The following is a 15,896-nucleotide window of genomic DNA, read 5'->3' as shown; positions in this document are numbered from 1 at the left end:
GCAATGATGGCTTTCGAATACACGGATAGTTCAATTTTCTTTTTCTATTATACCAATCAAAAAACAGTAATGTTTTAACATTTCCTTACAACTTTCTAAGTTTTTTTCATAAATTTCTCCGCCACGTCCAAACCCATTTCCTTTAAAAACCTGGAAGGCTTCATTTCCTTACCGTAGCGATTGCGTGTGGCAGATAAGCATAGCTTCTCCTTCGTTCTGGTTAACGCCACATAAAATAAGCGACGCTCCTCCTCCAGTCCGTCCAAGGCTCTTTCATGGGGGACTACCCCCTCGGCCAGGGAAGGTAAAAATACAGCATAAAACTCCAAGCCCTTTGCACCATGCATGGTTGCTAACGTCACACCCTTTTTCATCGCAGCTTTTTCCCGAACCTGCTCTTGCATTTGTCGGCTCATTTCCTCCAGATTTCTTCGAAATTCCTGTAAATCAGCTGTATTCTTTGCAATTTCCGTTATTTCATCGGCAATTTCAAAAAATGCCTGCCCACCGCATTTTCGAAAGGCAGCGTATTCCTCCAAATAATCATCATATCCAATAACCCGCCGAATATATTGAATCCCCTCATAAGGCTTTCTTTTTCCAATTTGCATAAAATCCCGACGAAGCTTTTCCAGGCTTTCTTCCTGCCATTTTTTTAATGATGGGCAAACAAAAAAACTTCTAAACAAGGTGTATGGCATCTTCTGTGCTTCTTGTAAAAGCTCATTGCTTATGTAACGCTTCGGCTTATTTATAATACGGCGAAGGGCGCTATCCCCATCTTCGCTTTCTCCAAGGGTTAAATAGGCAAGCATGTCCTTGGCGATCCAATGGTCATAAATATCTCCTCCACCGTCACGAATTATATAAGGGATTCCTCTGCGATATAATGCTCTGGCAAAGGCTCCTCCTTGCAAATTTGTGCGATAAATAACGGCTATTTCGTTTAATGCAATCCCATCCTCCAAAAGAACGCTGATCTTTTCGGCAACCTTTTCCGCCTCTGCCGTTGTATCCTCAGCCAAAAAAAACGAAACCTTGTCGCCTTTCCCATTAACGCCCTTCAAGTTTTTTGCAAAGCGGCGTTGGTTTACGCCAATTACCTTTTCCGCCAAAGAAAGGATACGGTCGGTTGATCGATAGTTTGTATCTAAAATTACCCTCTCACAATTAGGATACTGCCTTTCAAATTCCAGCAAAAAATCCGGGCTGGAACCACGGAAGCCATAGATGCTTTGGTCGTCATCTCCAACAACAAACAGGTTGTTTTGCGGTGCCGCCAATAGCCTGATACATTCATATTGCACCCGATTTACATCCTGAAATTCATCTACCATAATAAATGAAAATTTGTTCTGCCAAAAAGCAAGTGTGCTTTGCTCCTCCAAAAAAAGCTCATAACATTGTAGAAGCATATCATCAAAATCAAGCTTGCCATGGCGTTCCTTATAGCTGTCATAGGCTCGGTACATTTGACGAAACATTTCCCGTTGTGTTCCAACAGGAATAAATTCCATTGGCGTTAACAGTTCATTACGCATATAGGATGCCTGCCTTATAAATTGAGAAACAAACTCCTCGGGATCATCAACGCTCCAATCCTTTTCCGCCAGAATATTTCGCAATATCGTATGTTTTTCATCCTCCCCAAGGATTTTTTCCGAAGAATACCCATAGGTTTGGCGCAATATCCGAAAAAAAAGGCTGTGAAAGGTGGTAAACAGCACCCTAGCGCTGTCCCGATCACCAAACCGCTCTTTCATTTGTGCGGCAGCAGCCTTCGTAAACGTAACAACTAATATCTTTTTATTTTTATTGTTAATTTCTTCCAATATCCGACGTAATCTGCAAAGTATTACAGTGGTCTTCCCACTGCCCGGCCCCGCTAACACCAGCATAGGCCCAACCCCATGATTCACGGCAATTCTCTGATTATCATTTAAAGTTTTCCCCATATTTTACGCTCCTATCTTTAGCTTTCAGTATAACATAAAACGAAAAAATAAAAAGTTTAATAAATTCTTCACAAATAAATAAACAATTCTTAGTTGTAAAATAAAAGAAAGTGTATTAAAATTTCATCATAATAGAGTGCAATCATAAAACAAGTATTTTGATTATAAGGAGTATTTTATGAATATAGGAATCTTTTCAGACACATATTACCCCCAATTGAATGGTGTTGCCACATCCATCCGCACTTTGGCAATGGGATTGGAAAAAAAGGGGCACAATGTTTATATTTTCACGCCATGGGACCCTCGCACGCCGGAAACTGACGAGACAAATGTCTTTCGTATTCCCAGCATGCCTTTTTTGTTTCTCAAGAATTATCGTGCCGGCTTGTTGTGCCCGCCCCATCTGTCAAAGAAAATATCTTCCCTGAACCTAGATATCATCCATACCCAAACGGAATTTTCTTTAGGCTTTTTGGGGAAATTTATTTCAACGACTCAGGGAATTCCATTGGTGCACACATACCACACGATGTATGAGGACTATGTGCATTATATTGCCAGGGGGCATCTTATTTCCCCTGAAATGGCAAGAGAATTCAGTAAGTTTTTTTGCAATGCAACCACCGACGTTATTGCGCCTACCAAAAAAACCGAAGATCTTCTTCTAAGCTATGGTGTCACCACCCCAATTTCCATCATTCCTACTGGAATTGATACCTCTAATTTTAGCAGGGATAAATTCACCCCCGAGGAAGTTCTTGCATTGCGTCATTCTTTAGGAATAGATGCAAATACGCCCGTCGTTCTTTCGATTGGTCGAGTGGCAAAAGAAAAAAGTATCGATGTTGTGATGAAAGCAATGCCCGCTTTACTGGAAAATTTACCTGATGCAAAAATGGTAATTGTAGGCGAAGGCCCTGAGCGGGTAAATTTAGAGGCATTGGCAAAATCCTTAGGGATTGAAAACCATGTTGTTTTTACCGGGGGAAAGCCATGGACAGAAATCGGAAAATACTACAAACTGGGCAATGTGTTTTGCAGTGCATCTGTTACCGAAACGCAAGGGCTTACCTTTGCGGAGGCAATGTCTGCTGGGATACCTGTCGTTGCAAAAAACGATCCATGCATAAATAATATTATTACACATAACGAAACAGGTTTATTATTTGACGAAACGGAAGAGCTTCCTGCCCTGCTTTACCAAATCATAACAGATCAGGCGTTGCAAACCAGGCTCATAAAAGCAGGTATAGAAACAATAAAAGAGCTTTCTGCCGAAAATTTTTGTAATCGTGTTGAAGCGCTTTATGAAAAAATCCTCGAAAGCGGTATAAAGCCGGAAAAGCTTTCTCCCCCCATTATTCCATTGGTGATTGGTGTGAGAGCAGCGAAAAAAATAACCAGATTCCCAAAGAAACTGGTGGAAAACAAATTCCATTACTCCCACCAGTTGGCAAAGCTTTTGCCGTATATTAATAAAAATAAATGAAATCATGTCCTTTTTCCATTAATTTGATTGCAGGAAAAAGGACTTTTACATGTAAATTTGAAAATACCACTTGACAAATATACCTCAATCTATTATGATATTTAATGTTCCAAAAAGATATGTGAGTGTAGCTCAGCTGGATAGAGCGTCTGACTACGGATCAGAAGGCCGCGTGTTCGAATCATGTCACTCACATTTAAGCTACGTTTCTTCAATTGTAACGTAGCTTTTTTTGTGCCCTTTTCAGATAACGTAAGGGTGCCTTTGAAAAAATACGGCGCTTTACATATCTCCCCAGGAGGCTTACTGGCTGACAGCGTGAAAACAACGTCGGCTTTTTTAGTTCTTGGTGTTCTATCATTCTCAAAGTATATAATACAAAAAGACGGCATAAAATGCCGTCTTTTTCCGTGGGGTTTGTGTTATGCAAAATTATTTATTTACTATAGGGATTTCTTCTGTGGACCAATCATCCATCTTGTCATTCCATAAGTATTTCTTTGTTTCAGTAACTATAACACCACTAAGTCCTAATAAAGCAACTAAGTTAGGGAATGCCATCATGGCGTTCAATGTATCCGCAATATTCCAAACAAGATCAAGCGCTGTAACGGAGCCAATAAATACAACAATAACCCAAGCACAACGGAAGGGTTTAATTGCTCCGGTACCAACCAAATATACCCAAGATCTCTCACCATAATAACTCCAACCCAAAATGGTAGACCACGCAAATGTAATCAAACCAATTGTAAGAACAATAGGCCCAACAACGGGAATTGTATTAAAGGCTGCTGTTGTCAGCATACCCCCGTTTAATCCAGCCATTGCGTCGGGGTTTTTCATGATAGAGGTAACCAAAACCAAACCTGTTAATGCACAAACAATGATTGTATCCCAGAAAACGCCTGAGCTAGAAATTAAAGCCTGACGCACAGGGTTTCTTGTCATGGCTGCCGCATCAGCAATAGGTGCAGAACCCAAGCCGGATTCGTTTGTAAACAAACCGCGGGCAATACCAAAACGAATTGCCATCATTATTGTTGCACCGACAAAGCCGCCACCCGCTGATGTTGGGGTGAATGCGCTACCAATAATTATTTTAAATGCACCGCCAATATAAGGTGCATTTATAACAAGAATGATAATACAGCCTAAAATATAAAAGCCAGCCATGAAAGGAACCAGCTTTTCACAGCACTTTGCGATGGATTTAACACCGCCCAAAATAACAAGAGCTGTTGCAACGGTTAATATAATACCACTAATCCATGCAGGAATATGAAAGTTCGCTTCAACCATGGTTGCAATGGAGTTGGCTTGTGTCATGTTACCAATACCAAAACAAGCAATACCGGCAAAAATGGCAAACAAAATGCCTAACCATTTCTGCCCAAGGCCTCTTTCCAAAGCATACATAGGTCCGCCAACCATGGCTCCCGTTTTATCCTTTACTCTATATTTAATAGCCAATAGGGCCTCGCCATATTTTGTAGCTATACCAAAAAGACCTGTTAACCAGCACCAAAGAATTGCTCCCGGGCCACCTAAAGCCACTGCCGTAGCCACACCAACAATATTTCCAGTACCAATGGTTGCTGCCAAAGCTGTTGCCAAAGCTCCAAAGCCAGATACATCGCCTTCGGCCTCATTGTCGGGCGTAATAGAGAGCTTTACTGCTTTACCTATGTATCTTTGAATAAACCTCGTTCTGATTGTTAGGAAAACGTGCGTACCAAACAACAGAATCAGCATAACCGGCCCCCAAACGAAGCCATTGATGGTGGATACAAAATTGTTTATTGATTCCATGCTATTCCCCCCTAAATAATATAAATTAGTGCGTTCGCCAGAGCCCCCCAACGTTGAATAATTTATTACTTCGCCCCACGTTCAATTTGTTAAATAATTATCTTTGTTTTTTTCTTTTTTAGACAAATAAAAGCCTCTCGCTTATATTTTATTTTATCTATTTTTTAATAGTTTTCAATATTTTTTTGTAATATAAAAACAATACATTTTGTTTTTGTGTTACAAAACTATGCATTTATTTATAATTATATAACAAATAATTTATTATTTTTGGTTATAATATACTAATCTATATTTTTTTTACAAATCCATCTAAAAGATTGAAAGCATAATTCAATTTGGACTTATTTAAAAAAACAATTATTAGGTAATTTATTTTTTTTTAACTTTATTGCGCAAAAATATGTTTGCAATTTATATTAAAATCTTAATTTAAATGCTTTTATCGCAAATTGTCAACAACTTTTGGCTTTTTTCTTGCTACGTTAGTTTCTAGTTGTTTGCTTTTTCATTTTCTATTTATACCATGCTTTTTACATTTTATTTGATAATATTATGTCAAATGATTGCTGTTTTTTGGTTCTTTTCATCGTTTTATTTCGTTTTTCCTTCTTTTTTGTATTTTACAATATTATTATTGTCAAAATAAATTTCGTTTCACGCCACCGCTTCTTTTTATATAGTTGAAAAACACGAACCGGAAGCTATTTACAATCATAGATAGTCCGCCTTAAAATTTTGCTTGTGCAAAATCCATTCAAATATTTACAAATTGGAATCTTATGTTTTCTCAGCAAAAAACACCTTTGTTTTATTGCTGCTGACGGATGCAAAGCAATAAAAGCATATTAAAAAGCTCCACTTTTTATCTGCATAGAGGACTTACTGGTTTTCCCACACAAAAAAAGCGGCGCAATTGCGCCGCTTTTCAAAAGCATTTATGCTTTATTATTTATCCAAAACAGGAATCTCATCCGTTGACCAGCTTTCCAACTCGTCATTCCACAAATACTTCTTCGTTTCGGAAACAATTACACCACTTAGACCAAGTAAAGCAATCAAGTTGGGGAACGCCATCATCGCATTTAGTGTATCCGCAATATTCCACACCAGTGTCAAAGACATGATGCTACCAACAAATACTACAATTACCCATACAAATCGGAAAGGTTTAATACACTTTGTTCCTACTAAATAAACCCACGCTCTTTCTCCATAGTAGCTCCAGCCTAAAATTGTTGACCAGGCAAATGTAATCAAACCAATCGTTAATACAATAGGTCCAACAACAGGAATATGGTTAAACGCAGCAGATGTTAATGCACCACCATCTAATCCAGCTAATTGGTCAGGACTCTTCAAAATGGAGGTTACCAAAACCATACCGGTTAATGCGCAAACAATAATTGTATCCCAAAACACGCCTGTCATGGCAATCAAAGCCTGGCGAACAGGGTTTTTTGTCATTGCCGCTGCCGCTGCAATAGGGGCAGAACCCAAACCGGATTCATTTGTAAACAAACCACGGGCAATACCAAATCGAATTGCCATCATTACAGTTGCTCCAACAAAACCGCCTCCGGCTGCCGTTGGAGTAAATGCGCTGCTTACAATTAATTTTAACCCAGCACCAAGTAAAGGCGCGTTAATAAATAAAATAATGACACAGCCTAATATGTATAACCCAGCCATCAAGGGAACCAGTTTTTCACAACACTTTGCAATAGATTTTACCCCACCCAAAATTACCAATGCGGTACAAATCATCAAAGCAACGCCTGTCATCCATTGTGGCACACCAAAATTGTCACGCACCATTGTTGAAATAGAATTGGCCTGTGTCATATTGCCAATGCCGAAGCAAGCAATACCGGCAAATGCAGCAAATATAACCCCTAACCATTTTTGCCCAAGTCCTCTTTCCAATGCATACATAGGACCTCCGACCATAGCTCCGGTTTTATCCTTCACTCTGTACTTAATCGCTAACAAAGCCTCTCCGTATTTTGTTGCAATACCAAAAAGCCCCGTTAACCAGCACCACATAATCGCACCAGGACCGCCTAAAGCAACCGCAGTTGCCACACCAACAATATTACCAGTACCAATTGTTGCCGCCAGCGCAGTTGTTAGTGCTCCAAACCCAGATACATCGCCTTCTGCGTCGGTATCCGGTGTAACAGAAAGCTTAATTGCCTTAAATGTATGTTTCTGAATAAATTTTGTTCTTACTGTTAAATAAACATGCGTACCAAACAGCAAAACCAACATTACAGGCCCCCATACAAAGCCATTTACTGCACTTACAAAATCATTAATTGCCTCCATAATAATATAATTCCCTCCCTAGAAAAAATGAATAAAAAAAATGAATAAAAATTATTACATTTCAGTTGGAATCATACACGCTCAAACCATTTTCATTTTGTCATTATAACGCTGCATTTATAACAACCCATGCATTTTTTATGCACTTATTGAATAGGTATGAAAGATTAATGTAATAATTCCAAGCCTTGTTTTTATTGTACATTACTTTAAACAAAACACAAGTGTTTTTTAATAGCGGACATCTTCAGCAAAAAAAACTCAGAAAATTGTACTTAAAATTTACTAAGTTTTTATTAATTTTTTTATTTTTTTTATATGATTTATGCATTTTATTTATGGATTTTAAATATTTAAGCGTAAATTTTTCTTAAAATTTCTTATGCAAATTTCTTTTTTTATTTTAGTATACAGTTTTTTTTAAAAATATTTTTAAAATACGCGAATTTAACCATTCAAATTCTTTTTAATTGAAAAATGAAGCTTTTAAATTAATTTTGGGGTTTTTCAGCGTTTTTTATTTACTTATAAAACGAATTAAATTAGTAAAATAATACAAATCAATTTAAAAATTGCATATTTTCCTAATATTTTTTTTGCTAAAAAGACAAAACAAATCCCATTCTTATTTTGTTAAAATAAAAATTAGTAAAATAAATTTAAGTGCAAAAACAGTTCCACTCAAAAAACGCATCTAAAATGACACGTCATAAGATTGTCAAGTGAACTTTTTAAATAAACAATATTAAATTCCCAAAAAAGACCCACCCCAAATTACAATTGGAGTAGTCCCAGGCTGATGACAAACCTTGGGCGTTGCCCAAACCCACTTGCTTATTGAAAAAAGCAAGACCAAAAACTTTTATTAAAACCGCATATCCATGCGGTTTTAGATAGGTCAATATGGTAATGGCAAAGACGTGCTATCTGTCCGCAGAACAGCTTTGCGTAGCAAAGTTCTGACCAGAAACCCTTGTAGGTGTTGAGGGCAAAGCCCCCAAGGTTTTGACTTTGTCTAAAGTATAAGCCCACCCCAAATTTCAATTGGGGTGGGCTTATACTGATGGCAAACCTAGATCTTCCCATATAAAACGCTCCAAGCGAAGCTTTGCCTCGCAAAAGAAAGTTTATAGGAACTTTTTTTTTAAAAAGATAGTCTTTCTTTTCCGCCTACTTGGATTCAGTATCTCCACTGACACTTTCCTTAGTTTGCTCGACAATGCTGAGCATCATATCCTTTTCCAGTGCACTTACAACATAACCATAAATTGCTCCATTTGCATCAACCATGAAGGTTGTGGGAAATGCGCTGATAGCATATTGTTGAAAAACATCGTGGTTTTCATCCATTAAAACAGGAAAGGTATAGTCATTATCCTCTAAAAAAGAAATAACATCTTCCTTACTGCCTTCCCTCCCTAACTTAGGCGCAGCCACCCCAAGAATCACCACATCTTTTTCATTTAAGCCATATTCCTCATAAATTTCTTGAATATGAGGCATTTCTCCACGGCAAGGTGGGCACCACGTTGCCCAAAAATTCAAAAATATCGTTTTCCCCTTATACTCAGAAAGGGTGTGTATATTGCCAAACTGATCCATCAGCTGAAAATCCGGTGCTAGAATGACCGTTGGCGCTTCCGGCGTGGTTTTAGAGGTGCTTCCTTCCGCTGTTGCCGCAGTACCATTGTTAGAAAGATAATTAGTAAAACCGTTCATTGTTCCAGTAAAGGTCATAATACCCATCACAATCATAAGTGTTGCGCCTATTTTCACGCTATAGCGCACCACTGACTGATGTTCTTTGAAAAAGCTTAATAGGCTTTGGGTGAAAAAACCTACCGCCAAAAAAGGCAAAACAAATCCAACGGTGAATACGCCAATAAGGGCAAAGCCCGCAGCAGATGAGCCAGTTGCTGCCATAAGCAAAACGCTGCCTAAAATAGGACCTACACAAGGTGTCCATGCAAAGCTAAAGGTAAAACCCAAAAATAAAGCCGGCAAGGGACCCATTGCCCATCGATCAAGGCGGAACGGCATACGATGCTCCTTTTCAAGGGCCTGAGAACGACCAAAAAACCCAAATTGATAAAGCCCAAAGAATATCATGATGATACCGCTGATTTTTGCAAACATTAAACGATTATTACTAAAAAATTGCCCAAGAGAAGTAACTCCAAGCCCCAGCACAAAAAAGGCAAAGCTGATACCTATTGCAAAGAAAACCGTATTCATCATGACTTGTTTTCTAGGATACTGAATTATCCCATCCGACGAAACGGTTTTTGCCCCGCCTGATAGATAGCTGATATAAAGGGGAACCAAGGGCAAAATGCATGGGGAGAAAAAGCTAATCAGCCCTTGCAAAAAAACAGTGAGAATCGGGATGCTTGTATCTGCAGAAAAACCCATAAGACAGCTCCTTTCAAAATTAGTTATTAGTAGCTTACTATACCGTACAAGGATTTTTTTGTAAAGTGATTTAATCACTCTTTTATACTTTTAAGAGTAATCTAACTTGGTATTTTAAGCTTTTCAAAAGTATTTTTTTAAAAAAATGAGGCATCCACAAAAAATGCAGATACCTCATTGATAGAAAATTCATTTATCAGCCGCCAAATACAGGAAGAAACAGGTTTCTCCGTCAAGCTCTATTATAAATCCAATTCTATATAACTATAAACGTATTTCTCTGTTTTTCAAACTCTGCTTACACCCAAAATAACCGTTTCACCATTAATATTCCACTCCTTAGAAAGCTCGCCGCCCTCTCCCAAAACAATTTCCTCTGCCAAAACATCGGCAGAAATATCATTATTGCTAAGGATTTCGGCAATTTTCCCATTACCGCTATGGAATACGCGGATACGATCGGTTACGTTGAAGTTTGCCTCCTTACGCATTGTCTGCACCTTGCTTACAATTTCACGAACAAAGCCTTCTTCCACCAATTCCGAGGTTAAGTTTGTATCTAAAACAACGGTTAGGTTATTGTCACCACTGGAAACAAAGCCGTCTTTTTCGGAGGTATCAATCAAAACATCGTCCATTTCCAGAACAACATCTTCACCTTCAATGGTAAGGGTAGCCTTGCCGTATGCACGCAAGGTAGCCATAAATGCAGCCCCGTCTACTTCCTTCAATGCGACACCAATTGCAGGCACCAGTTTGCCATATTTTTTGCCCAGGGTTCTCAGCTGCGGTTTGAAGGTATAGGCGGTAAATGTCTCAACATTATCGGTAAAAGTCAATGCTTTCACGTTCAGCTCCTCGGTAATGATCTCTCTGTAAAGCCCAGGTAATTCTTTTTCTGCTTTTACATACATCATTGCCAAAGGCTGACGGTTTTTCATGTTTGCCCCATTTCTTGCCGCACGACCTTCTACAACAACCTTTAAAACAAAATCCATATTTGTTTCTAAATCAGCGTCCACCCATTCAGCGTGGTATTCGGGCCAATCGCAAAGGTGAACACTTTCGGGAGCAGATGAATCTGCTTTCTTTACAAGGTTACCGTAAATTTCCTCGGTAATAAACGGTGTGAACGGTGCAGCAAGCTTGCACACCGTTTCCAGTACAGTGTAAAGAGTCATATATGCATTAATTTTATCCTGTTCCATGCCTTCCGCCCAGAAGCGTTCACGGCTTCTTCTTACATACCAGTTGGAAAGCTCATCTACAAATTCAGCCATTGCTCTTGCAGGCTCTGTCAGCTTATAGCCTTCCAGGCATTCATCCACAAATTTATTCAAGGTTTGCAGCTTAGACAAGATCCATTTGTCCATAGGCGGAAGCTTATCATATTCAAGCTGATATTTTGTGGGATTAAATTCATCAATATTTGCATAAAGAACATAGAATGCATAGGTGTTCCACAGCGTGCCCATAAATTTTCTCTGCATTTCACTTACCGCTTCATCATAATAGCGGCTGGGCAGCCAAGGTGCACTGTTTGCATAGAAGTACCAGCGAACGGCATCGGCACCCTGCTTATTCAAAGCATCCCAAGGATTGACAACATTGCCTTTATGCTTGCTCATTTTCTGTCCATTCTTATCCTGAACGTGACCAAGCACGATGCAGTTTTTGAACGGTGCGCAGTCAAAAAGAAGGGTACTTACCGCAAGCAAGGTGTAGAACCAACCACGGGTTTGGTCAACAGCTTCACTAATGAAGTCAGCAGGGAAGTTTTCATCAAAAACCTCTTTATTTTCAAAGGGATAGTGCCACTGGGCAAAGGGCATTGCCCCACTGTCAAACCAGCAGTCAATTACTTCAGAAACACGGGTCATCAGCTTGCCGCATTCGGGGCAGGTGATGTGTACCCCATCAATAAAGGGCTTATGCAACTCAATATTTTCAGGGCAATCAGGGGACATTTCTTTCAATTCGGCAATGCTGCCGATGGTATGTCTATGACCGCACTCGCATTCCCAAATCGGCAATGGTGTACCCCAGTAACGCTCACGGGACAGACCCCAGTCAATTACGTTCTCCAAGAAGTTGCCGAAACGTCCCTCCTTGATATTCTCAGGGTACCAGTTGATGGTACGGTTATTTGCCACCAATTGATCCTTTAAGGCTGTCATTTTGATAAACCATGTGCTTCTTGCATAGTAGATGAGGGGTGTATCGCATCTCCAGCAGAAAGGATAGTTATGTTCAAAAGGAATTGCAGCAAACAAAGAACCGTCTTTTTCCATTTGTTCAATCACCTTGGCATCTGCATCTTTCACAAACAAACCTGCCAAGGGGCCTGTTTCCGCCGTCATCAAGCCTTGGCTGTCAACATACTGACGGAAAGGTACGCCATATTTCTGGCAAACACGGGCATCGTCCTCACCAAAAGCACCTGCAGAGTGAACAACGCCGGTACCATCTGTTAACGTTACATATGGATCGCAGGTTACGATAAATGCCTTGGGATCATTCTCCAAGAAGCCAAATAATGGCTCATAACGCATATGTTCCAAAGTCTGCCCTTTCATGGTTTCCAAAACCTGGTATTTGCCTTCGCCCAAAACAGTGTCTAACAGAGCCTCTGCCATAATGGCTGTGTAATCCTGATATTTTACTCTTGCATAGGTTTCTCCTGCGTTCACCGTCAAAGCCACGTTAGAGGGCAGTGTCCACGGCGTTGTTGTCCATGCTAAGAAATACTCATTCTCTTTGCCTTCCACCTTAAACTTGGCGATAACAGAAGTTTCCTTCACATCCTTATATCCCTGCGCAACCTCATGGGAGGAAAGGGCCGTTCCGCAACGAGGGCAGTAAGGAACAACCTTATGACCCTTGTAAAGCAGGCCTTTATCCCAAATTTTCTTTAATGCCCACCACTCGGATTCAATATAATCGTTATGATATGTTACATACGGATGATCCATATCTGCCCAGAAGCCAACACGGTCGCTCATGGAGCGCCATTCCTTCTCGTATGTCCAAACGCTCTCCTTACATTGCGCAATAAAAGGTTCCACGCCGTATTTTTCGATTTGCGGCTTCCCATCCAAGCCTAACGCCTTTTCCACTTCCAATTCCACCGGCAGCCCATGGGTATCCCAGCCTGCTTTTCTCAAAACCTTGTAGCCCTTCATTGTTTTATACCGAGGGATCAAGTCCTTTACGGCTCTTGTAATAATATGGCCGATATGCGGCTTACCATTTGCAGTTGGAGGGCCGTCGTAAAATGTAAAAACGGGAGCACCTTCCCTTGCTTTGATGCTCTTTCCGAAAACATCATTATCTTTCCAAAATTTTTCTACTTGCACTTCTCTTTCGACGAAGTTCAAATTGGTGGGCACTTTGTCGTACATATGAATTCCTCCTTGATTTTATTGGTTATGCAGTGTTGTCATAATTTAATAATGGTTGAAGGTTGAATTAAAAAATAATACAGGCACTTCAATTTTTAGCAAATTTCAAAAGCACCATTCACTTTTCACACAAATTTGAAAAATCTTTTTTTTAATTTTGAATGAAAAAAAGCCCTTCCATCCAACACAGGACGAAAGGGCTCGCGGTACCACCTGATTTGACGGCAAAACTGCCATCCACTCTAAGCATCACAATAATGACGCCGGCCCTTAACGCGGGCAAACGACAGAGTCTACTGGGCCAAAAGCCGTTTGGTCTGCCACTCCGGAGTGATTTTCCATATTTTCTATGATGACGGGATTTCACCAACCCCCGCCTCTCTGCGGTCATAATGAAAATATTTACTGTCTCCTTCATTGTGTTTTCACTTTATACGTTAGCATTATACATTCTGCATAAAAAGAAGTAAAGAGTTTTTTGCAGTTTTTTTGTTTTTTTTTCAAAAAAATGTTGTATACATGACTACTGTATACAGTATTCTTTATGGAAACGCTGATTTAATGGAGAGTGTGCAGATAGTCGAGGAAATTTTTCAATTGGCAAGAAAAAAACACAGCAATAGCAGCGCTATTTCCAGGCTTTTTTACGCTGTCCAAGTGGAAAATTTACCGATTAGCTATGCACACGGAATTAATCAGCGTTTCCTTATATTTATCCCTAAATTATGTTGTTGATGATGCTATCAGAATGCATCCATAGAAATGTATTTAATTTTGCGATTTTTATTAAAAACCGATAAAAACGGAAAATTTAGGAGATATTATGAGGAAACCGATTTGCATTCAAAGGCCAAATTATAGAAATCAGATGCTGCTTGCAAGGCTAAAATAAAAAATACACAATTTATTTTGGAAAAAATTCAGAAATGTGGAATAATTTGCTTTATTGCTTTTGTTTGTGTATAATAAAATTGTTTCGATAATCTTCCTGCTTTCAGGAGAAAAATAAAGGAGATAGTCAACGATGAAAGGACGAAACCTGGCACTGTTAACAGATCTGTATGAGCTCACAATGATGCAGGGCTATTTTACAACAGGTGCCTATAACAAAAAAGTAGTATTTGATCTTTTTTACAGAAAGAATCCCAGCGGAAACGGTTACGCAATTGTGGCAGGCTTAGCGCAGGCCATCGAATACGTCCAGGGATTGCACTTTACAAAAGATGATATTAATTATTTGGTAAGTCTGAATATGTTTACTGAAGGCTTTATTGAATTCTTAAAAGATTTTCGGTTTACTGGAGAAATATATGCAATACCCGAAGGGACGGTTGTGTTTCCTTACGAACCATTAATGCGTGTAACGGCACCTATTATTGAGGCGCAGCTCCTTGAAACTGCACTTTTGAACATTATAAACCACCAAAGCTTAATTGCAACAAAGGCATCTCGAGTTGTTTGGGCGGCAGAGGGAGATCCAGTTATGGAGTTTGGTTTGCGGCGGGCCCAAGGCCCCGATGCAGGAACCTTAGGCGCAAGAGCGGCGGTCATTGGCGGCTGCTGTGGCACCAGCAACGTATTGACAGGCAAATTATTTGACGTTCCTGTAAAAGGTACCCATGCACACAGCTGGGTAATGAGCTTTCCTAACGAAATTACAGCGTTTAGAGAATATGCAAGACAATTTCCAGATAATTGCTTACTATTGGTAGATACTTACAACACCTTGGAAAGCGGTGTTCCCAATGCAATTAAGGTTTTTCAGGAAATGAAAGCGGCGGGAAAACTAACAGGAAAGTACGGAATTCGTTTGGACAGCGGTGACTTAGCGTATCTTTCAAAGTGCGCAAAAATCATGATGGAGGAAGCCGGATTTGGCAATGCAATTATTAGTGCCTCCAGCGATCTGGATGAAAATCTAATTGCCAGTTTAAAATCCCAAGGGGCAAAAATCAACCTTTGGGGTGTGGGCACAAAGCTGATTACCAGCGATGATTGCCCTGCCTTTGGCGGTGTATATAAGCTTGCGGCTGAAGAAGATGATAACGGCAATTTCATTCCGAAAATCAAGCTGTCAAATAACCCAGAAAAGGTTACAAATCCGGGAATTAAAAAGGTATTCCGTATCTATGATAAAAAGACAAAAAAAATCAAGGCTGATTTAATTGCGCTAAAGGAAGAAACCATTGATGAAAATCAAGGTTTAACGATTTGCGATAACAACGCAAAATGGCGTAAGATGCATTTGAGCCCAGGAACATACTATGTAAAAGAGCTTTTGGTCCCTATTTTTGTTGACGGAGAGCTGGTATACCAATCACCAAAAACTATGGATATCCAAGCGTTTTGCAGCAAGGAGAAAAATTCTCTTTGGGGCGAGCATTTGCGTTTAAAAAACCCACATATCGTGCCCGTAGATTTGTCGGAAAAATTATCTCAATTGAAAAATCGCTTAATTGATGAAATGAGCTTTCATTAAATAACCAAAAATCCTAC

The 15,896-nt window shown here is 39.6% G+C and carries 7 protein-coding genes, 1 tRNA gene and 1 other annotated feature; of the genes, 3 read left to right on the top strand and 5 right to left on the bottom strand.

The window, feature by feature from the left end; translation table 11 throughout:
* Positions 1-95: 95 nt before the first annotated feature.
* Entirely contained in the window at positions 96-1,955 is a 1,860-nt protein-coding gene (locus CLNEO_RS13995) for an ATP-dependent helicase (protein ID WP_066090476.1), read from the bottom strand.
* A gap of 178 nt (positions 1,956-2,133) precedes the next feature.
* On the opposite strand from CLNEO_RS13995, the gene CLNEO_RS13990 reads away from it, so the two are divergent.
* Positions 2,134-3,447 (top strand): glycosyltransferase family 4 protein, encoded by a 1,314-nt coding sequence (locus CLNEO_RS13990; protein WP_066090473.1) that lies wholly within the window; start codon positions 2,134-2,136, stop codon positions 3,445-3,447.
* Between the two features lie 121 nt (positions 3,448-3,568).
* A tRNA-Arg gene (locus tag CLNEO_RS13985) sits at positions 3,569-3,642 on the top strand.
* 237 nt (positions 3,643-3,879) lie between these two features.
* Here the strand turns inward: CLNEO_RS13985 and CLNEO_RS13980 are convergent.
* From CLNEO_RS13980 to ileS, 4 genes are all read right to left on the bottom strand, one after another.
* Complete coding sequence (locus CLNEO_RS13980; protein ID WP_066090470.1) at positions 3,880-5,259, bottom strand: alanine/glycine:cation symporter family protein; 1,380 nt, start codon at positions 5,257-5,259, stop codon at positions 3,880-3,882.
* 948 nt (positions 5,260-6,207) lie between these two features.
* On the bottom strand, positions 6,208-7,587 hold the full coding sequence (locus CLNEO_RS13975) for an alanine/glycine:cation symporter family protein (RefSeq protein WP_066090467.1): 1,380 nt from the start codon (positions 7,585-7,587) through the stop codon (positions 6,208-6,210).
* 1,170 nt (positions 7,588-8,757) lie between these two features.
* Positions 8,758-9,999: a cytochrome c biogenesis protein/redoxin gene (locus CLNEO_RS13970; protein WP_066090464.1), complete on the bottom strand. Its 1,242-nt coding sequence runs from the start codon at positions 9,997-9,999 to the stop codon at positions 8,758-8,760.
* Between the two features lie 287 nt (positions 10,000-10,286).
* Complete coding sequence (ileS, locus tag CLNEO_RS13965; protein WP_066090461.1) at positions 10,287-13,400, bottom strand: isoleucine--tRNA ligase; 3,114 nt, start codon at positions 13,398-13,400, stop codon at positions 10,287-10,289.
* Between the two features lie 184 nt (positions 13,401-13,584).
* Positions 13,585-13,827: a binding site (T-box leader), on the bottom strand.
* Between the two features lie 597 nt (positions 13,828-14,424).
* On the opposite strand from ileS, the gene CLNEO_RS13955 reads away from it, so the two are divergent.
* Positions 14,425-15,879: a nicotinate phosphoribosyltransferase gene (locus tag CLNEO_RS13955; RefSeq protein WP_066090455.1), complete on the top strand. Its 1,455-nt coding sequence runs from the start codon at positions 14,425-14,427 to the stop codon at positions 15,877-15,879.
* The last annotated feature ends 17 nt before the right edge of the window (positions 15,880-15,896 follow it).

This window comes from Anaerotignum neopropionicum (assembly GCF_001571775.1).
GTDB lineage: Bacteria > Bacillota > Clostridia > Lachnospirales > Anaerotignaceae > Chakrabartyella > Chakrabartyella neopropionicum.
The sequence above is the reverse complement of the archived record's forward strand: the minus strand, read 5'-3'. Positions and strand labels throughout refer to the sequence as shown.